Consider the following 18,309-nt stretch of genomic DNA (forward strand, 5'->3'; position numbering starts at 1 on the left):
TGAGCCATGACCACTACACCTGTACGCCAGGAATACGAGGTGCAGCTGGAGCCGTTGCTCTCTGTGCCTGTGGAACGCCAACTGCCGTTGGCCCAACGCCTCTGGCAACACGGTTGGCTGCGCAAGACCGTGATCTTGCTGGTGATCGCCGCTCTGTGGGAGGGCGCTGCCCGTTACCAGGGCAACGACCTGCTGCTACCAAGTTTCCTGCAGACCGCCGCCGCGCTCTGGGACGGCCTGATCAGTGGCGAGTTGCCGGCCAAGGTCGGCGTGTCGCTGGTGATTCTGCTCAAGGGTTATGTGCTGGGCATCGCCCTGGCGTTCGGCCTTACCAGCCTGGCGGTGTCGACCCAGTTGGGGCGCGATCTGCTGGGCACCTTGACCTCAATGTTCAACCCGTTGCCGGCCATCGCGTTGTTACCGCTGGCGCTGCTGTGGTTCGGGCTTGGCGATAACAGCCTGATCTTCGTGCTGGTGCATTCGGTGCTGTGGGCGCTGGCGCTCAACACCTATGCGGGCTTTCTGGGAGTTTCCGAGACTTTGCGCATGGCTGGTCGCAACTATGGCCTGAAGGGGCTGCGGTTGGTGCTGCATATTCTCGTGCCAGCGGCATTGCCGTCGATTCTGTCGGGGCTGAAGATCGGCTGGGCGTTCGCTTGGCGGACGCTGATCGCCGCCGAGTTGGTGTTCGGTGCCAGCAGCGGCAAGGGCGGATTGGGCTGGTACATCTTCCAAAACCGGAACGAGTTGTATACCGACAAGGTGTTCGCCGGACTGGCGGTGGTGATCCTCATCGGGTTGCTGGTCGAAGGGTTGGTGTTCAATACCCTGGAGCGGTTGACCGTGCGGCGGTGGGGGATGCAGCGGTAGGGTGTGTCTGTACCGGCCCTTTCGCGGGACGAGCCCGCTCCCACAGGCACACCACAGTTTTTCGGATCTGTGGTGTGCCTGTGGGAGCGGGCTCGTCCCGCGAAAGGGCCGTTACAGCCAGCTAATTCCTGTACTGCGCCACCGCATTCTCCAAGGTCCGCGCGATGTCCTCACGCATCCCCTCGGGCAACTCCACGACGACCTCATCGCCCTGGCTCAATGCCCACCAGCGCACCGGCCATTCGGCATCCACCGTGGCGGTCAGGCGGTGCCCGCGTTCCAGCGCGGTCAACTGCATGTCAGCGCTCAAAGGCGCATCGCGCAACTGCCGGGCGAGGCGGTCGCTGACCCACGCCTGCAATCCGATGCCTTGCTCGCCAGTGCCTTGCGCGGCGCCTGCACGCAGGTAGCCTTGCAGGTCGAAGTTTCCACGCAGGTCGCTACCGGCTGTGGCCGCCCAGTGCCAGCCGAACGGGATGCTCTTGTCGTTGCGCTCCAGTGGAAAGATCAGCGACAGCTCGTTGAGGTCACGCTCGACTGTGCGCTTGCTGACGGTGAAGCCCACATCGCGCAGGCGCCACACCAGTTCTGCGCTGGTATTGCCCGGGGGGCGGCTGGGCAGCTGGCGAAGCAACGCCCATTGTCGGCTGAGGGTGGCGCGGGTGGTGGCGAACGGCAAAAGATTACGTCCTTGTCTAGGCTTTGCGACATCGGTTGAAGCGGTATTGTCCGGGCTCATGGCAATTTGCCACAACTCGCTCTGATCAACGAATGTGCAATTGGTTGCCTCATACCGGTTCGTTCGCGACAGGTTTTGTCGTGGCGTCGCGCAGAATCACGCCTCGTGCCGCCGTGCCCGGGGTCGTGGACCGTTCAATGAGGATGAACATGTCAGCTGTCAGCAATATCCACCCGTTACTTGCCCGGCTGTTGCCCGAGCAGGTCGTTCCGGCTCCCATACCCGCCGGCAAGCGCCAGCGACAGTTCGCCGGCGTGGGCCTGCCCAGCCAGCGAGCGCTGCTGGTCAGCCGTCTGGACGAGGCACCGGACCTGCAAGCGGTGTACGCCGACCTGCGGCGTCAGGCGCTGGCAGGCAACGTCAGCGCGCTGAATGACCTGGGCTGGATCTGGCTCAATGGCAAGTACTGGCGCGCCGATACCGAACTGGCCCGACACCTGCTGCGCATGGCTGCACTGCAAGGGCATGCGGCGGCCTGGTTCAATCTTGGGCAGCAACTGTATTTCGGCAAAGGCATCAGCCCTTCCTATACCCAGGCCGCCGAATGCTATCGACAGGCCTTCGAACTCGGCATGGCGCAGGCGGCCGCGGCATTGGGCGATCTATACGAAGAAGAAGTCTGCGATGGCGAGTTCGCTTGGCAGGTCGACGTCGGGTGCGCCTATGAATGGTTCCTGCGTGGTGCCGAACAGGGCGAGGCACGCTGCCGATTCGAGGTGGGCTATCGATTGCTCCACGGTCTTCACGTCGCTACCGACATCAAGGCCGGGCTGTATTGGTTGGAGCTGGCCGCGGCGACGGGCGTGATGCAGGCGGCCGAGGAACTGGCGGTGCATTTCAGCAGCCGTGACCCTGGGCGCTATCTGGATTGGCGCGACCGGGCGGTGCAACTGGGCAGCTCGCTGGCCTTGGCCATGAAGCTCGAGGATCAGGTCCAGCCTTGAGGCCGAGGTGCGGGCGTGATGGCAGTATGAACAACAATTCATCCTGGCAACTGGTCGCCTGCTGTTGACGACAGGGGGAGGGCAAGGCGTATATTGATAGTTAGCAAACTATGAATATCCTTGGTTATCCAAATGTCCCTTGACTCCCTGCGCCTTCAAGTCAGCAGCGGCATGGTCGTTGCCGCTCGCCACTGGCGACGCATCTGCCATGCGGCGTTGACCGGCTACGGTATCTCCGAAGCCTGTGCTGCGCCGCTGTTGATGATCGTGCGCCTGGGCGATGGTGTGCACCAGGTGGCAGTGGCTCAGGCCGCAGGTCTGGAAAGCCCGTCGCTGGTGCGTCTGCTTGACCAACTGTGCAGGGCCGGCCTGGTGTGCCGCAGTGAAGACCCACTGGACCGTCGCGCCAAGGCCTTGAGCCTCACCGCCGAGGGCCGCGCCTTGGCCGAAGCCATCGAGGCCGAGCTGGTACGTGTGCGCCATGAGGTGCTCCAGGGCATCAGCGAAGCGGACCTGCAGGCCACCCTACGCGTGCTCCGCGCTTTCGAAGCTGCGGGCCTGGGTAACGTCGGTGGGGAGCAATGAAGGGTTTCTTCAGCTCAGTGCCGCCGGCCCGTGACTGGTTCTACGGGGTGCGCACCTTCGCCGCGTCGATGATCGCCCTCTACATCGCCCTGCTCATGCAGCTACCACGCCCGTACTGGGCGATGGCCACGGTGTACATCGTCTCCAGTCCATTCGTCGGCCCGACCAGCTCCAAGGCCTTGTATCGGGCCCTGGGCACCTTGCTGGGCGCCGGTGGGGCAATCTTCCTGGTGCCGCCGCTGGTGCAATCGCCGCTGCTGCTGTCGGTGGCCATTGCCCTCTGGACCGGCACCTTGCTGTTTCTCTCGTTGAACCTGCGCACGGCCAACAATTATGTGCTGATGCTGGCCGGCTACACCCTGCCGATGATCGCCCTGGCGGTGGTCGACAATCCGACCGCAGTGTTCGACGTGGCGTCCTCACGGGCCCAGGAGATCTGCCTGGGTATCGTCTGCGCCGCCGTGGTAGGGGCAATCTTCTGGCCGCGCCGGCTGGCACCGGTGGTGGTCGGCTCCACCGGTAACTGGTTCAGCGAGGCGATCCGCTATAGCGATACCTACCTGGCCCGCGCCGTTGTCGCCGACAAGGTGGGCGGTATGCGCGCCTCGATGGTCGCCACATTCAATACCCTGGAAATGATGATCGGTCAGCTCGGTCATGAAGGCGCAGGCCCGCACACGGTGAAAAACGCCCGTGAGCTGCGCGGGCGGATGATTCACCTGCTGCCGGTGGTCGATGCGCTGGATGACGCCCTGGTCGCTCTCGAAGGCCGTGCTCCGGCCCAGTTCGCCCAGGTGCAGCCGCTGCTCGAGGCTGCGCGGGAATGGCTCGAGGGCACTGCCAAGGATGCTTCGCTGACACGTTGGAGCGCCTTGCGCGAACAGATCGACCGGCAGCAGCCCAGCGCCGCCGCGCTGGACCAGCGCGGCGAGCTGCTGCTGTCCAATGCCCTCTACCGTCTTGCTGAATGGGTCGACCTCTGGCAGGACTGCTGCACCTTGCAGCATGCCTTGCGCCAGGACGATGCCACGCCATGGCGGGCCGTCTACCGACACTGGCGCCTGGGCCGTCTGACGCCATTCTTCGACCGCGGCCTGATGCTGTACTCGGTGTTCTCCACGGTCACCGCGATCATCGTCGCCAGCGGCCTGTGGATCCTGCTCGGCTGGAACGACGGCGGCAGTGCGGTGATCCTCGCCGCCGTGGCCTGCAGCTTCTTCGCCGCCATGGACGACCCGGCGCCGCAGATCTACCGCTTCTTCTTCTGGACGCTGTTGTCGGTGATCTTCTCCAGCGTCTATCTGTTCCTGGTGCTGCCCAACCTGCATGACTTCCCCATGCTGGTGCTGGCTTTCGCCGTGCCGTTCATCTGCGTCGGCACCTTGACCGTACAGCCGCGCTTCTACCTCGGTACCTTGCTGACGATCGTCAACACGGCAACCTTCATCAGCATCCAGGGCGCCTACGATGCCGATTTCCTGACCTTCATCAATGCCAATCTGGCCGGCCCCGTAGGCTTGCTGTTCGCTTTCATCTGGACCCTGCTCCTGCGCCCCTTCGGCGTCGAGTTGGCCGCCAAGCGCATGACCCGTTTCGCCTGGCGCGACATCGTCGACATCACCCATCCGGCGAGCCTTGCCGAGCACCGCCAGCTTGGCGTGCAGATGCTCGACCGGTTGATGCAGCACCTGCCGCGTCTGTCGCAGACTGGCCAGGACAGCGGCGCGGCCCTGCGCGACCTGCGCGTGGGCTTGAACCTCCTCGACCTGCAGGCGTACATGCCGCGTGTCGGCTTGTCGGCCCGCGAGCGACTGGACACGGTCATTGCCGAAGTCGGCAGCCATTATTCGGCCTGCCTGCACGCCAACCAGCGCTTGCACGCGCCGGCCGATCTGCTGCGCAGCATGGAGCGGGCGCGTCAGGGTCTGGCGCTGGACCAGGGCCATGACCGTGGCGATGCCCGCCTGCACCTGCTGCATGCCCTTAGCGGCCTGCGTCTGGCCCTGCTGCCGGGTGTCGAGGTGATGCTCGAACCCAGCGAACAACCGCAACTGCCCCACGGCATCGATGGAGCGCCACTGTGATTGGTGATCTGGATATCAGCGGGGTGTTCCTGCCCACGCTGTTGGTGATGATGGTGTTCACCTACCTGCTGTTCCTGGGCGTGCACGCCGTGCTCGTGCGCCTGAATTTCTATCGCCTGGTCTGGCACCGGGCGTTGTTCAACGTCGCCCTGTACGCCGTGATGCTGGGCGCGGTCGACCACTTTTGCCGAAACCTGATGCTGCCATGAAAAAACCTTTGTTGACCTTGGGCCGTGTGGTCCTGACCTTGCTGGTCGTGAGTTTCGCCGCCGTGCTCGTATGGCAGATGGTGGTGTACTACCTGTTCGCGCCTTGGACCCGCGACGGCCACATCCGCGCCGACGTGATCCAGATCGCCCCGGACGTCTCCGGCCTGATCCAGAAGGTCGAGGTGCGCGACAACCAAGTGGTCAAGCGTGGCGACGTGCTGTTCACCATCGACCAGGACCGCTTCACCCTGGCCTTGCGCCAGGCCAAGGCGACCCTGGCCGAGCGCCAGGAAACCTTGGCCCAGGCTTCGCGTGAAGCGCAGCGCAACCGCAAGCTGGGCAACCTGGTGGCAGCCGAGCAGCTCGAAGAGAGCCAGTCCCGCGAAGCCCGAGCTCGCTCGGCGGCCAACGAGGCGCAGGTGGCGGTCGATGCCGCCCAGCTCAACCTCGACCGCTCGGTGATCCGCAGCCCGGTGGATGGCTACCTCAACGACCGCGCACCGCGTAACCATGAGTTCGTCACCGCTGGCCGGCCGGTGCTGTCGGTGGTCGACAGTGCGTCGTACCACGTCGATGGCTACTTCGAGGAAACCAAGCTGGGCGGCATCCACATCGGCGATGCCGTGGACATCCGCGTGATGGGCGACAACACCCGCCTGCGCGGTCACGTGCAGAGTTTCGCCGCCGGCATCGAGGACCGCGACCGGGTCAGTGGCGCCAACCTGCTGCCCAACGTCAACCCGGCGTTCAGCTGGGTGCGCCTGGCCCAGCGCATCCCGGTGCGCATCGCCTTCGACGACGTGCCGCAGGACTTTCGGATGATCGCCGGACGTACCGCCACGGTCTCGATCATCGAGGACCAGCGCCCATGAAGCATCTGATCCTGGCCGGTGTATGCCTGTCGTTGGGGGCCTGCATGATGGTCGGTCCCGACTATGAAGTGCCCAAGGAAGCGGCGGTGCAGCGCAGTGACCTCAACGGTCCGCTGCGCCAGGATGCAGACAGCGTGGTGTCTGCGCCCGTGCCCGAGGATTGGTGGCAGCTGTATCAGGATCAACGTTTGAACGAGCTGGTGCGCCAGGCGTTGGGTGCCAACACCGAACTGCGCGTGGCTGCCGCCAACATCGCCAAAGCCCGCGCCCAGGTCGAGGTGGCGCAGTCGCAGGGCGGTTTCAATGGTGGCGTGAAACTCGGTGCCCAGCGTTTGCAGGAGTCCGGCGAGGCGTTTCTGCTGAGCGAGAAGGTGCCAGTGGCCAACATTGGCGAGGCGATCATCAGTGCGTCGTATCAGTTCGACCTGTGGGGCACCTTCAAGCGCGGCACCGAGGCCGCCAAGGCCAATGCCGATGCGGTCCAGGCCGCTGCCGACACGGCACGCATCACCCTGGTGGCCGACGTGGTCAAGGCCTACACCCAGGTGTGTTCGGCCAACGAGGAATACCATATTGCCCGCGAGTCACTCGACTTGCAGGAACAGAGCGTGCAACTGACCCAGCGCCTGCGCGATGCCGGTCGCGGTAATGAGACCCAGGTCACTCGCTCGCAGACCCAGTTCAAGTCGTTGCGGGCCGAGCTGCCACGCTTCAAGGCCGAGCGCGAAACGGGGTTGTATGCCTTGGCCGCGTTGTTGGCCAAGCCGGTCGATCAACTGCCGGCGGGCACCGCCGATTGCGCCGAGCTGCCACACCTGGCGCAGCTGGTGCCGGTCGGCGACGGTGCCGCCCTGCTCAAGCGTCGCCCGGACGTGCGCCAGGCCGAACGTCAGCTGGCAGCGGCCACGGCGAATATCGGCGTAGCCACTGGCGCGTTGTATCCAGACATCAGCATCGGCGCCCAGGTGGGCACCATTGGTATCCTGGAAAACCTCGGTGAGCCGGCGACCAACCGCTGGGGGTTCGGCCCGCAGATCAGTTGGACCATCCCCACCAATGGTACCCGCGCGCGAATTCGCATGGCCGAAGCCTCGACCCAGGCGGCCCTGGCGCATTTCGACGGGGTGGTGCTCAACGCTATCCGCGAGACCCAGACCCGACTCGCGCAGTACAGCGCTCTGCTCGATCGCCGTGATGCCCTGGCTGAAGCCGAGCAGTCGGCCAAGCTGGCTGCGGAGCAGACCCACCGGTACTTCCAGGCCGGGCGGGAATCATTCCTGGCGGACCTGCAGGCGACCCGCGCGTACACCGACATGCGTGCGCAGTTGGCGGCAGCGAACAGCCAGGTGGCGATGGGGCAGGTTGGGGTGTTTCTGGCGTTGGGTGGGGGTTGGAAGGATGCGGCCGGGCGTACCCCAGAGGATACGCCCTAGATTTGCCGATCAGCGCGAAGCCAGCAACGCCTTGCCTCGCACCACCGCGGTCAGCACCTGCGCAGGAGCGGTACCGCCGACGTGGTCGCGGGCATTCACCGAACCTTCCAGGGTCAGCACTTCGAACACATCCTGGTCGATCTGGTCGCTGAACTGGCGCAGCTCTTCCAGGCTCATCTCGGCCAGGTCCTTGCCGGTATCGACACCATACTTCACGGCATGGCCGACGATTTCGTGGCAGTCACGGAACGGCAAGCCACGGCGCACGAGGTAGTCGGCCAGATCGGTAGCGGTGGAGAAGCCGCGCAGCGCCGCTTCACGCATGATCGCATGACGCGGCTTGATGGCTGGGATCATATCGGCGAAGGCGCGCAGCGAATCACGTAGGGTGTCGGCGGCGTCGAACAGCGGCTCCTTGTCTTCCTGGTTGTCCTTGTTGTAGGCCAGCGGTTGGCCTTTCATCAGGGTCAGCAGGCCGGTGAGAGCACCGAATACGCGGCCACTCTTGCCCCGGACCAGCTCCGGCACGTCCGGGTTCTTCTTTTGCGGCATGATCGAGCTGCCGGTGCAGAAGCGATCGGGCAGGTCGATGAACTGGAATTGGGCGCTGGTCCACAGCACCAGCTCTTCGGAGAAGCGCGACAGGTGCATCATCGCCACGCTCGCCGCCGCGCAGAATTCGATGGCGAAGTCGCGGTCCGAGACGCTGTCCAGCGAGTTGCCGCCCACGGCTTCGAAGCCCAGCAGCTGGCAGGTCAGCTCGCGGTCGATCGGGTAGGTGGTGCCGGCCAGCGCGGCACTGCCCAGGGGCATGCGGTTGGTGCGCTTGCGGCAGTCGACCAGGCGCTCGTAGTCGCGGCTGAGCATTTCGAACCAGGCCAGCAGGTGATGGCCGAAGGTGACCGGCTGGGCAGTCTGCAGGTGAGTGAAGCCGGGCATGATGGTTGCGGCTTCGCGCTCGGCCTGCTCCAGCAGGCCTTCCTGCAGGCGGGTGATCTCGGCGAGGATCAGATCGATCTCGTCGCGCAGCCACAGGCGGATGTCGGTGGCGACCTGGTCGTTGCGGCTGCGGCCGGTATGCAGCTTCTTGCCGGTGATACCGATGCGGTCGGTCAGGCGTGCCTCGATGTTCATGTGCACGTCCTCGAGGTCGACGCGCCACTCGAAGGTGCCTGCCTCGATCTCGGCCTGGATGGTGTTCAGGCCATCGATGATGGTGTCGCGCTCGGCATCGCTGAGAACGCCGACCTGCGCCAGCATGGTGGCGTGGGCGATCGAACCCATGATGTCGTGGCGGTACAGGCGCTTGTCGAAGTCGACCGAGGCGGTGAAGCGGGCGACGAAGGCGTCGACGGGCTCACTGAAGCGGCCGCCCCAGGACTGATTGGTCTTGTCGGTGCTCATGGATTCACTCTTTGAAGGCGTGAACGAAAAAGTGTCGCCGATGATAACAGGATTGAGGGCCCGGCCGCAGGGCGCCGGTCGCCAGAAACGGTCGGAAAATCCAGTGTGAACGGGTACCAGGGATATTTACCGATTGAACGGCAGTGTTCCACGGACCGTCTACAGTTGGACAAAGGACTGGCGATGAATCTGCCAGCACAGTGAATCTTTGGCCTTCGCACCGGTCTAGAGCGTGACCGCAGTGTCGCTCGACCTGCATCTGTCTACGCTAAACCTTGTGCGAGACTCACTCAGGAATCCAGAGCAACTATGAATGTCCTGATCGTTGATGATGAACCCCAGGCCCGCGAACGCCTGACGCGGCTGCTGGCGGAGCTGGAGGGGTACACCGTGCTGGAGCCCAGCGCCACCAACGGCGAGGAGGCCTTGGCCCTGATCGAAAGCCTCAAGCCCGATATCGTCCTGCTGGACATCGGCATGAAAGGCCTGGATGGCCTGCAAGTCGCCGCACGCCTGTGCGAGCGTGAGGCGCCCCCGGCAGTGGTGTTCTGCACCGGGGATGATGAATACGGCAGCGAAGCCTTCGGGGACAGTACCCTCAGCCATGTGTCCAAACCTATCCAACCCCAGGCCCTGCGTGATGCCCTGCGCAAGGCGGAGAAGCCCAACCGCGCGCAGTTGGCCGCGCTGACCCGGCCAGCCAATGAAGGCGGTGGCCCGCGTAGTCATATCAGCGCCCGGACGCGCAAGGGCATCGAGCTGATTCCCTTGGACCAGGTCATCTACTTCATTGCCGACCACAAGTACGTCACGCTGCGCCACGAGACCGGTGAAGTCCTGTTGGACGAGCCGCTCAAGGCCCTGGAAGATGAATTCGGTGAACGCTTCGTGCGTATCCACCGCAATGCGCTCGTGGCCCGTGCGCGCATCGAACGCTTGCAGCGCACGCCGTTGGGGCATTTCCAGCTGTTCCTCAAGGGCCTCGATGGCGATGCCTTGACCGTCAGCCGGCGGCATGTCGCGGGTGTGCGCAAGATGATGCAGACGCTGTGACGACGCAGTAGCCAAAGTTGGCCGGCCGGTCCGGTGCCGCAAACGCGGTGCCGGATCGGCCGCAGCCTGAGCAGGATCATGACCCACATCTGCTAGCGATGCCGACGGAGCTGTTATCATCGGCGGCATTTCTCTGCATCGGGGCGTTCCATGTCCACTCGCGAAATCCGCATTGCCACCCGTAAAAGTGCCCTGGCCCTGTGGCAGGCCGAATACGTCAAGGCCCGACTCGAGCAAGCGCATCCGGGGCTGCAGGTGACCCTGGTGCCCATGGTCAGCCGCGGCGACAAATTGCTCGATGCTCCCTTGGCGAAGATTGGCGGCAAGGGGCTGTTCGTCAAGGAACTCGAAACCGCCTTGCTCGACAACGAAGCCGACATCGCTGTGCACTCGATGAAGGACGTGCCCATGGACTTCCCTGAGGGACTGGGTCTGTACTGCATCTGCGAGCGCGAAGATCCGCGCGACGCTTTTGTGTCCAATCGTTTCCCCAGCCTCGACGCGCTGCCCGCCGGCAGCATCGTCGGCACCTCCAGCCTGCGCCGTCAGGCCCAGTTGCTGGCACGCAGGCCTGACCTGCAGATTCGCTTCCTGCGGGGCAACGTCAATACCCGCCTGGCCAAGCTCGATGCGGGCGAATACGACGCGATCATCCTCGCTGCGGCCGGTCTGATCCGCCTCGGTTTCGAGCAACGCATCACCTCCAGCATCAGCGTCGACGACAGCCTTCCGGCAGGAGGCCAGGGTGCGGTGGGCATCGAGTGCCGCAGCGCCGATCACGAGATTCACGCACTGCTGGCACCGCTGAACCATGTCGACACCGCCGACCGGGTAATCGCCGAACGCGCACTGAACAAGCGCCTGAATGGTGGTTGCCAGGTGCCCATCGCCTGTTATGCCGTGCTCGACGGCGACCAGCTGTGGCTGCGTGGCCTGGTCGGCCAGCCGAGTGGCGGCACGTTGCTGGTCGCCGATGCCCGGGCCCCGCGTACGGCCGCCGAAGCCCTCGGCGTGCGGGTGGCGGAGGACCTGCTGGGGCAGGGCGCCGAGGCTATCCTCAAGGAAGTCTATGGCGAGGCTGGACATCCGTGAGCCCCTGGCGTCTGCTGCTGACCCGGCCCGAAGAGGACTGCGCGGCACTGGCGCAGTACCTCGCGGCACAGGGCGTGGCCAACGCGAGCCTGCCCCTGCTGGCCATCGAGCCAGAGCCCCTGGATGCGCCACGGCGTAGCCTGCTGGCAGCGCTGGCGAGCTACCAGGCGATTATCGTGGTCAGCAAGCCGGCGGCCAGGTTGTTGCTTGGATCTCTAGCCAAAGCAGGCTTACCGGCGCCACCCACGGGCTGGTTCAGTGTCGGCGGGGCGACCGCAGGGGTACTCCAGGCCGCGGGCCTGGAAGTGACCTGCCCCGTCCAGGGCGACGACAGCGAGGCCTTGCTCGCCAGCCCGTTACTGCGCCAGGCTGTCGCCGTGCCCGCAGCACGTGTACTGATCGTGCGCGGCATCGGAGGTCGCGAACTGCTGGCAGAGCGTCTTGGAGAGCAAGGTGCTAGTGTCGATTATCTGGAACTGTATCGCCGCCGTCTGCCGGAGTATCCGGCCGGCACGCTGATGCAATGCATCGAAGCGGAACGCCTCAATGGCCTGGTGGTCAGCAGTGGGCAGGGCTTTGAACACTTGCGGCAGATGGCCGGGGACGACTGGCCGCGGGTGGCGCGCCTGACAGTGTTCGTGCCGAGCCCACGGGTGGCCGAACAGGCCAGGTCCGCTGGGGCTCAACAGGTTGTGGATTGCCGTGGCGCCAGCGCCGCGGCCTTGCTGGCAGCCGTGCAGCGCAGCGCTGCACCTGCCTCCTAAGGCGCTAAGCTAGGGCGATGCGCCTCCCATGCAAAGGATGGATACGTGAGCGAAACTGTCTTGCCCAACAATGAACAGCCGTCGGCCCAGGAGCCGGCGCAATCCGATACCGCCGCGCCCGCCAAGCGTACCGGCAGCGGCCTGGCCTTACTGGCCCTGTTGGTTGGCGCGGCGGGGGTCGCGGTCGGCGGCTGGGGCGTCTGGCAAGTGCGGCAACTGCAAGGCAGCGAACTGAGCCAGGGTCAGCACCTTGAAACGTTGAGCCAACGTGCCGCAGCTCTGCAGCAGCGCGAACAGCAGATCAGCGAGCAACTGGCCAGTTTGCCGGCTGCCAGCGAGCTTGAAGACCGTCGCCGGCTGGTGGCGCAGTTGCAGGGCGATCAGCAACGTTTGAGCCAACGCCTGGAAACCGTGCTGGGCGAGAGCCGCAAGGAATGGCGGCTGGCCGAGGCCGAGCACCTGCTGCGACTGGCCACCCTGCGCCTGTCGGCGCTGCAGGACATCACCAGCGCCAAGGCCCTGGTCGAAGGTGCCGATGAAATTCTCCGCGAGCAGAGCGACCCCGGCGCCTTCGCCGCCCGTGAAGCATTGGCCCGCAGCCTGGCTACGCTCAACAGCACCGAGCAGCCGGATCGTACCGGGCTGTTCCTCAAGCTTGCGGCCCAGCGCGAGCTGGTGCAGCAGCTCAGCGCCCGGTCGCCGGAGTTCGACAGCAACGCCGATCCCATGGGGGCGCTGACCTCCGACGGTGACGGCGCCAGTCGTTGGTCACAGTGGTGGGCGGAAATCGGCAAGTACTTCCAGATCGATTTCAATGCCGATGACAACGTTCGGCCGCTGCTGGCCGGGCAATCGCTCAACCAACTGCGGCTGGCGCTGAGCCTGACCATCGAGCAGGCCCAGTGGGCGGCGCTCAATGGGCAGGCCAAGGTCTACACCCAAGCCCTGGACGATGCCCGCAGCGTGCTGCTGGCCAACTTCAACGCCGACAACCCGCAAAGCCAGGCCATGCTCGAAAGCCTCAATGCGCTGGCCGAGCAGCCGGTGTCGGTGGTCACCCCTGACCTGAGCGACAGCCTGGCTGCGGTGCAGGCCTATATCCAGCGTCGCCACCTGCCGGTCGAAGGCGAGGGGGCCAAACCATGAAACGTGTCTACCTGTTGGCGGTGCTGGCGATCGTCGTCGCCGCAGCGCTCGGCATCGCCGTGGCCAAGCACAGTGGCTACGTGATGATCGCCTATGGCGGCTTCCGCTATCAGTCAGGTTTGTGGGCGGCTCTGGCAGCACTGGTGGCGATCGTGCTGCTGTTGTGGCTGGTACGCTACCTGGTGGGCTTGGTGCTCACCTCCAGCGGCGTAGTCAATCCCTGGTCGCGGCGTAATCGTACTCGCCGCGTGCGCGTGGCCATCGAGCAGGGTCAACTGGATCTCGCCGAAGGACGCTGGGCCAGCGCCCAGCGCCACCTGCATCGCGCTGCCGAAGCCGAGCGCCAGCCGCTGCTCTACTACCTCGGCGCTGCCCGAGCGGCCAACGAACAGGGGCGCAGCGAGGACAGCGACAACCTGCTTGAGCGTGCGCTGGAACGCCAGCCTCAGGCCGAGTTGGCCATCGCCCTGACCCATGCCCAGTTACAGATGGATCGTGGCGAATCCGACGGCGCCCTTGAAACGTTGCTGGCGATGCAGGAACGTCACCCGCACAACGGCCAGGTGCTGCGCCTGCTGCAGCGCCTGTACCTGGAACGCGGCGATTGGTCGGCGTTGATCCGTCTGCTACCCGACCTGCGCAAGCACAAGGTGCTACCGGCCAAGGAGCTGGCTGCTCTGGAACAGCGCGCATGGGGCCAGAATCTGAGCCTGGCGGCTACCCGTGGCGAAGACGCCCAGACCGCGCGGCAGGCCCTGGAAAGGGCCTGGCAGCAACTAAGCGCTGCCCAGCGACAGGAGCCGCAGTTGGTCCTGGCCTACGCTGAGCAACTGCGCCAGGTGGGCGCCCAGGGCGAGGCAGAGCAGGTGTTGCGCACGGCGCTCAAGCGTGAGTACGAAAGCCATCTGGCGCGTCTGTACGGTCTGGTGCGGGGCGATGACCCGGCGCGCCAGCTGCAGACCGCCGAAGGCTGGCTCAAGGCCCATCCGCAAGACCCCAGCCTGCTCTTGACCCTTGGCCGTCTGAGCCTGCAGAACCGCTTGTGGGGCAAGGCCCGTGACTACCTCGAAAGCAGCTTGCGCATGGAGCGCAATCCCGAAGCCTGTGCCGAGCTCGCCCGCCTGCTGGCCGGCCTCGGCGAGACCGAACGCAGCAACCAGCTGTTCCAGGAGGGGCTCGGTCTGTTGGATGAGCGCCTGTTGGCGCTGCCGCTGCCGGAAAGCGTCAGAGCTTGATGTACCCAAGCAGCCCGTGGCGTGGCCCGGGCTGCTGGGCGGGTAATTTATCCAGTGAAAACGGGGAGTTCTGCGAGATTGTTCCTTGGGGGGATCCTACATCGAGCTCGGAATTTTCCTTCAGTTCGAATCGACTTCCCGTTCCCGTAGTGCCTTGAAACAAAGCATAGGTATCCTCTACCGTCTCAGGCCAATCTTCCATCCCCGGACCCATTCCGACCATGTTGCCGGCCCGCTTTCGTACTCCGTTTCTTCCCGCCTGGCTTGCCTCTCTGGCGATACTGGCAGCGTCTTTCTACCTCGAAAGCGTACTGGGTCTGATGCCGTGTGCGCTCTGCTTCAGCCAGCGCGTGGCACTGGCCGGATACACCCTTGTCTGTTTCGTGGCCTGGCTGCATGGCCCCGGAGTGCGTGGCATCTATCGCTACATGGTGGCTGCCCTGGTCTGCGCGCTGGTGGGCGCGATGCTGGCGGCGCGGCATGTGTGGGTGCAGGGCGTGGCCGGCAGCTCGTGTCCCCAGCCCATGTCACGAGTGTTCGAGCAGCCCTGGTATGAAATCGTCCGGTCCCTGTTGTGGAGCGGCTCGGATTGCGGCTCGCTGACCTGGAGCTTCATCGACCTGACGCTTCCGGAGTGGAGCCTGGTGGCGTTCCTGTTGTTGGCCTCGGTGCCCTTGTCCTGTCTGTTCGCTTATCGGTTGCGTGTCTTGGCCAATGCTTGATCTATAGCAATGCCAAAGCATTGCGCGACCAGTGGTGAACAGAAAAAGTATTAAACGCTTGTATGAACTTTGTCTGCTGCGTACCTTGAAGGCCTGCACGCGCGGGAATAATCTCGCAGCACGTATACCGAAATTACAACTGCTCGATGCCGTCCTGCTGATGTCACCTTTGTGCTGCACGATTGTGCTACGAGGTGCAACGGCATCAACCCAGAAGGGATGAGATCGCCATGCTCGATAGTTGCCAGAACGCCCAGGAACGCTGGGGTGGGGTTCACAAGCTGATCGACCGTTGGCTGAAGGAGCGCCAGGAGCTGGTGCAGGCTTTCCGCGCCTTGCGCGATGCCAAGCCGGCCTTTGCCGATCGGGAGCACAACGGGGGATTCTGCGAGGTTCTCGTCGATTACGTGTCGGCGTGGCATTTCGAGGTCTGCGAGCAACTGGTCAGCGAGGCAAAGGCATTCGGCGACGAAAAGGCCTTGGTGCTGGCGGAGGAGATCAACCCGCGCATCAATGACATCACCCAGATCGCCCTGGCCTTCAACGACCATTGCGAGAAGAGTGGTTGCACCGATCCCGAACGATTCGCCGAAAAACTTGGCAAATTGGGTGGCCTGTTGCACGAGCGCTTCGAGCTGGAAGACTGCCTGATCGAAGTCCTACACAATGCCCATCAGGAAGAAAGTGCCGAGCAAGTTCCGGCGCTGGACTAATCGCTGACCGGCAGCAGTTCGATCTCGAACACCAGTGGGGTATACGGCGCGATCAGGTCGCCCGCCCCCTGTGCGCCATAGGCCTGTGCCGAAGGAATGACCAGGCGCCACTTGGCGCCGGTTTTCATATGTGGCAAAGCCACTTTCCAGCCTTCGATTACCGAATTCAGGCTGAACCACTGCGGTTGCTGGCTTTGGTCGAATACCGAGCCATCCGGCAGCTTGCCCACATACCGCACCTGCACCTTGCCATCGGCTCTCGGTTGCGCGCCGGAGCCACTGGCCAGTTCACTGTAAAGCACGCCTTCGGCAAGCTCGTGCATGCCGGCGCGGGCCCTTTCGTTGGCCATGAAGCGGGTCTCGGCCGCTTGCAGCTTCAACATGTCTTCCTGCCCCACGGGGCTGCCGGCCTGGGCATCGTGCGCCTGCAGGATGGCTTGCATGCGGGCGTCGTCGAGTTTCAGCGGCTGGCCCAGGTAGGCCTGGCGCAGCCCCTCCACCAACACGTCCAATTGCAGCCCGGGCATGTCCTGGCGCAGGCGCTCTCCCAGGCTTGCGCCGAGGCTGTAGGCCAGGTCGTGGTCGTTGGCAGGGGCGGCATCGGGGTTGGCCAGTGCGGAGGGCGCCATCAGGCACAGGCCGAGAACCAGAGAACGGGGCATGACAACTCCAGGCAATTGAAGGATGCGCGCAATAAAGTGATTGGGCCAAATATCGGCAATGATGAGTTAAGCAACTACACTTGCTCGGAGCTGCAAGATAACAACTTTGCCCAGGCATGCAACGCGGCGCAAACAATACTGTCCACATGCCCTAGCGGCGGTAGCAGCAGAAGCATAGTATGAGCCGCAATCTCGTCAGCCAGGAGGTAAACCATGTCGGCCAAGAAGAAGCCAGTAAGTACGCCGTTACACCTGCTCCAGCAACTTTCGAGCAGCCTGCTCGAACATTTGGAAGATGCCTGCTCCCAAGCACTGGCGGACGCGGAGAAACTCCTGGCCAAGTTGGAAAAGCAGCGTGGCAAGGCTCAGGAAAAACTGCACACCGGTCGCCTGAAGTTGCAGGATGCGGCCAAGGCGGGTAAAGCCAAGGCGCAGAGCAAAGCGCAAAAAGCCATCGGCGAATTGGAGGAAGTGCTCGACTCCCTCAAGGATCGCCAGACCCAGACCCGCGGATATATTCAGCAACTCAAACGTGACGCCCAGGAAAGCCTGAAGCTAGCCCAGGGTGTTGGCAAGGTGCGTGAGGCAGCCACCAAAGCGCTCGATCAACGTGCGGCCAAACCGGCTGTTGCCAAGGCACCCACTCGCGCTGCGGCCAAACCTGCAACTGCCAAGGCACCCGCTCGTGCTGCGGCCAAGCCTGCAGCTGCCAAGGCGCCAGCCCGTGCTGCGGCCAAGCCTGCAGCTGCCAAGGCACCCGCCCGTGCTGCGGCCAAACCTGCTGCCGCAAAAGCACCAGCCAAAGTCGCTGCTGCCAAGCCCGCCACGAGCAAGGCCGCTGCCAAGCCTGCAGTGAACAAGACAGCCGCTAAGCCGGCCGCCAGCAAAGCCCCGGCTCGTACTGCTGCAGCCAAACCTGCGGCTACCAAGGCGCCAGCCAAGGCCGCTGCGGCCAAGCCTGCGACACGTGCTGCCGCAGCCAAACCAACTGCTGCCAAGGCCTCGGCCAAGCCAGCCGCGGCGAAACCTGCTGCCAAGACTGCGGCCACACCAGCCGCTGCCAAGCCCGCTGCGACGAAGCCGGCTGCCAAGGCATCCGCTACCAAGCCAGCTGCAAAGCCTGCCGCCAAGCCCGCTGCCAAGGCGCCGGCCAAACCTGCCGCTGCCAAGCCGGTAGCCGCCAAACCGGCCGAAACCAAGCCAGCGACTACACCGGCCGCCAGTGCACCGGTGACCAACTCGCCCGCCCCGGCCTCGCCATCGGCAGCATCTGCCAGCACCCCAGCTCAGACGCCGTCCTCGGCTTCCTGAAGCCCCCTGGCTGCGGCGCGCAATCGCAACAGCGCGCCGTGGCCCAGGGCGTTGGCCGGCGCCAATGCGTCCAGCCAGTCGCCCGAGGCGCCACCCGGGTCTGCGGGCCACAGTTGCGAGCAGGCTTGCAGCCGCGTCAGCAACACCTTCTCTGCTTCCAGTTCCATGGCCTTCACCTGCATCCGTAGCGTCGCCAGGGCGCTATCGTCGTGCGCCTGGTTACGCCAGCGCTGACGCAGCTCCCGCAATGGGCCGACCACTTGGCCTTGCCAGGGCTCGGCAAGGCCTCGCAAGGCTTTGATGCGCGCTTCGTCCACGGCCACCCTGCGGGCTTGCAGCCACGTGGCGCAGAGCAACAGGCAAACGTCGCCGCCCAGGTCTTGCAGTGCCAGGCAGGCGGTTTCCACGCCAGGTCGCCCATAGAGGGCCAGGGCGTGATTCCACAGGTCGGTGTGCATCATTCCACTCACG

At 64.5% G+C, this 18,309-nt stretch carries 19 protein-coding genes; 15 read left to right on the top strand and 4 right to left on the bottom strand.

The window, feature by feature from the left end:
• Positions 1–6: 6 nt before the first annotated feature.
• Positions 7–870, top strand: a complete 864-nt coding sequence (locus KY379_RS13420) for an ABC transporter permease (RefSeq protein ID WP_133327780.1) — start codon at positions 7–9, stop codon at positions 868–870.
• Positions 871–991: 121 nt separating this feature from the next.
• On the opposite strand, the gene KY379_RS13425 is transcribed toward KY379_RS13420, so the two are convergent.
• Positions 992–1,549 (bottom strand): WYL domain-containing protein, encoded by a 558-nt coding sequence (locus tag KY379_RS13425; RefSeq protein ID WP_133327778.1) that lies wholly within the window; start codon positions 1,547–1,549, stop codon positions 992–994.
• A gap of 209 nt (positions 1,550–1,758) precedes the next feature.
• Here KY379_RS13425 and KY379_RS13430 point away from each other — a divergent pair, with 209 nt between their 5' ends.
• From KY379_RS13430 to KY379_RS13455, 6 genes are all read left to right on the top strand, one after another.
• Positions 1,759–2,553 (top strand): tetratricopeptide repeat protein, encoded by a 795-nt coding sequence (locus KY379_RS13430; RefSeq protein ID WP_133327776.1) that lies wholly within the window; start codon positions 1,759–1,761, stop codon positions 2,551–2,553.
• Positions 2,554–2,685: 132 nt separating this feature from the next.
• Entirely contained in the window at positions 2,686–3,138 is a 453-nt protein-coding gene (locus KY379_RS13435; RefSeq protein ID WP_133327774.1) for a MarR family winged helix-turn-helix transcriptional regulator, read from the top strand.
• Complete coding sequence (locus tag KY379_RS13440) at positions 3,135–5,222, top strand: FUSC family protein (RefSeq protein WP_261240928.1); 2,088 nt, start codon at positions 3,135–3,137, stop codon at positions 5,220–5,222. The genes KY379_RS13435 and KY379_RS13440 overlap by 4 nt, the downstream gene beginning before the upstream one ends.
• Positions 5,219–5,431: a DUF1656 domain-containing protein gene (locus KY379_RS13445; RefSeq protein WP_133327770.1), complete on the top strand. Its 213-nt coding sequence runs from the start codon at positions 5,219–5,221 to the stop codon at positions 5,429–5,431. Before KY379_RS13440 ends, KY379_RS13445 begins: the two co-directional genes overlap by 4 nt.
• Positions 5,428–6,303: an HlyD family secretion protein gene (locus tag KY379_RS13450; RefSeq protein ID WP_133327768.1), complete on the top strand. Its 876-nt coding sequence runs from the start codon at positions 5,428–5,430 to the stop codon at positions 6,301–6,303. Before KY379_RS13445 ends, KY379_RS13450 begins: the two co-directional genes overlap by 4 nt.
• On the top strand, positions 6,300–7,736 hold the full coding sequence (locus tag KY379_RS13455; protein ID WP_261240929.1) for an efflux transporter outer membrane subunit: 1,437 nt from the start codon (positions 6,300–6,302) through the stop codon (positions 7,734–7,736). The genes KY379_RS13450 and KY379_RS13455 overlap by 4 nt, the downstream gene beginning before the upstream one ends.
• Before the next feature lie 9 nt (positions 7,737–7,745).
• On the opposite strand, the gene argH is transcribed toward KY379_RS13455, so the two are convergent.
• Complete coding sequence (gene argH / locus KY379_RS13460; protein ID WP_133327763.1) at positions 7,746–9,140, bottom strand: argininosuccinate lyase; 1,395 nt, start codon at positions 9,138–9,140, stop codon at positions 7,746–7,748.
• Between the two features lie 309 nt (positions 9,141–9,449).
• Here argH and KY379_RS13465 point away from each other — a divergent pair, with 309 nt between their 5' ends.
• The 7 genes from KY379_RS13465 to rsd all read left to right on the top strand — a co-directional run bounded on the left by KY379_RS13465 (position 9,450) and on the right by rsd (position 15,865).
• A complete protein-coding gene (locus tag KY379_RS13465; RefSeq protein ID WP_133327761.1) occupies positions 9,450–10,193 on the top strand; it encodes a LytR/AlgR family response regulator transcription factor in 744 nt (247 codons plus the stop codon).
• A gap of 150 nt (positions 10,194–10,343) precedes the next feature.
• Positions 10,344–11,285, top strand: a complete 942-nt coding sequence (gene hemC / locus KY379_RS13470) for a hydroxymethylbilane synthase (RefSeq protein WP_261240930.1) — start codon at positions 10,344–10,346, stop codon at positions 11,283–11,285.
• Complete coding sequence (locus KY379_RS13475) at positions 11,282–12,049, top strand: uroporphyrinogen-III synthase (RefSeq protein WP_243744044.1); 768 nt, start codon at positions 11,282–11,284, stop codon at positions 12,047–12,049. The genes hemC and KY379_RS13475 overlap by 4 nt, the downstream gene beginning before the upstream one ends.
• Before the next feature lie 45 nt (positions 12,050–12,094).
• Entirely contained in the window at positions 12,095–13,195 is a 1,101-nt protein-coding gene (locus KY379_RS13480; protein WP_196174205.1) for a uroporphyrinogen-III C-methyltransferase, read from the top strand.
• Positions 13,192–14,430: a heme biosynthesis protein HemY gene (locus KY379_RS13485; protein WP_133327757.1), complete on the top strand. Its 1,239-nt coding sequence runs from the start codon at positions 13,192–13,194 to the stop codon at positions 14,428–14,430. Before KY379_RS13480 ends, KY379_RS13485 begins: the two co-directional genes overlap by 4 nt.
• A gap of 221 nt (positions 14,431–14,651) precedes the next feature.
• Positions 14,652–15,152 carry a disulfide bond formation protein B gene (locus KY379_RS13490; protein WP_133327755.1) on the top strand — a complete coding sequence of 167 codons (501 nt, stop codon included), beginning with the start codon at positions 14,652–14,654 and terminating at the stop codon, positions 15,150–15,152.
• Positions 15,153–15,382: 230 nt separating this feature from the next.
• Positions 15,383–15,865 carry a sigma D regulator gene (rsd, locus tag KY379_RS13495; protein ID WP_133327753.1) on the top strand — a complete coding sequence of 161 codons (483 nt, stop codon included), beginning with the start codon at positions 15,383–15,385 and terminating at the stop codon, positions 15,863–15,865.
• Here the strand turns inward: rsd and KY379_RS13500 are convergent.
• Positions 15,862–16,527, bottom strand: a complete 666-nt coding sequence (locus KY379_RS13500; protein ID WP_261240932.1) for an FKBP-type peptidyl-prolyl cis-trans isomerase — start codon at positions 16,525–16,527, stop codon at positions 15,862–15,864. The two genes, rsd and KY379_RS13500, sit on opposite strands and share 4 nt — an antisense overlap.
• 213 nt (positions 16,528–16,740) lie before the next feature.
• On the opposite strand from KY379_RS13500, the gene KY379_RS13505 reads away from it, so the two are divergent.
• The gene (locus KY379_RS13505) at positions 16,741–17,838 is read left to right on the top strand and encodes an AlgP family protein (RefSeq protein ID WP_261240933.1); all 1,098 of its coding nucleotides are present in this window, start codon (positions 16,741–16,743) and stop codon (positions 17,836–17,838) included.
• Here the strand turns inward: KY379_RS13505 and KY379_RS13510 are convergent.
• Positions 17,814–18,296 carry a TIGR02444 family protein gene (locus KY379_RS13510; protein ID WP_196174216.1) on the bottom strand — a complete coding sequence of 161 codons (483 nt, stop codon included), beginning with the start codon at positions 18,294–18,296 and terminating at the stop codon, positions 17,814–17,816. The genes KY379_RS13505 and KY379_RS13510 overlap by 25 nt on opposite strands.
• Positions 18,297–18,309 lie beyond the last annotated feature (13 nt).

The sequence above is a fragment of the Pseudomonas sp. HD6422 genome, from assembly GCF_025377065.1.
Lineage (GTDB): Bacteria > Pseudomonadota > Gammaproteobacteria > Pseudomonadales > Pseudomonadaceae > Aquipseudomonas > Aquipseudomonas putida_U.

Coding starts and splice junctions, on each gene's coding strand:
- KY379_RS13430 (WP_133327776.1), top strand. CDS start 1,759: ATGTCAGCTGTCAGCAATATCCACCCGTTACTTGCCCGGCTGTTGCCC.
- argH (WP_133327763.1), bottom strand. CDS start 9,140: ATGAGCACCGACAAGACCAATCAGTCCTGGGGCGGCCGCTTCAGTGAG.
- KY379_RS13455 (WP_261240929.1), top strand. CDS start 6,300: ATGAAGCATCTGATCCTGGCCGGTGTATGCCTGTCGTTGGGGGCCTGC.
- KY379_RS13485 (WP_133327757.1), top strand. CDS start 13,192: ATGAAACGTGTCTACCTGTTGGCGGTGCTGGCGATCGTCGTCGCCGCA.
- KY379_RS13505 (WP_261240933.1), top strand. CDS start 16,741: ATGTCGGCCAAGAAGAAGCCAGTAAGTACGCCGTTACACCTGCTCCAG.
- hemC (WP_261240930.1), top strand. CDS start 10,344: ATGTCCACTCGCGAAATCCGCATTGCCACCCGTAAAAGTGCCCTGGCC.
- KY379_RS13500 (WP_261240932.1), bottom strand. CDS start 16,527: ATGCCCCGTTCTCTGGTTCTCGGCCTGTGCCTGATGGCGCCCTCCGCA.
- KY379_RS13490 (WP_133327755.1), top strand. CDS start 14,652: ATGTTGCCGGCCCGCTTTCGTACTCCGTTTCTTCCCGCCTGGCTTGCC.
- KY379_RS13465 (WP_133327761.1), top strand. CDS start 9,450: ATGAATGTCCTGATCGTTGATGATGAACCCCAGGCCCGCGAACGCCTG.
- KY379_RS13435 (WP_133327774.1), top strand. CDS start 2,686: ATGTCCCTTGACTCCCTGCGCCTTCAAGTCAGCAGCGGCATGGTCGTT.
- KY379_RS13420 (WP_133327780.1), top strand. CDS start 7: ATGACCACTACACCTGTACGCCAGGAATACGAGGTGCAGCTGGAGCCG.
- KY379_RS13510 (WP_196174216.1), bottom strand. CDS start 18,296: ATGCACACCGACCTGTGGAATCACGCCCTGGCCCTCTATGGGCGACCT.
- KY379_RS13450 (WP_133327768.1), top strand. CDS start 5,428: ATGAAAAAACCTTTGTTGACCTTGGGCCGTGTGGTCCTGACCTTGCTG.
- KY379_RS13440 (WP_261240928.1), top strand. CDS start 3,135: ATGAAGGGTTTCTTCAGCTCAGTGCCGCCGGCCCGTGACTGGTTCTAC.
- rsd (WP_133327753.1), top strand. CDS start 15,383: ATGCTCGATAGTTGCCAGAACGCCCAGGAACGCTGGGGTGGGGTTCAC.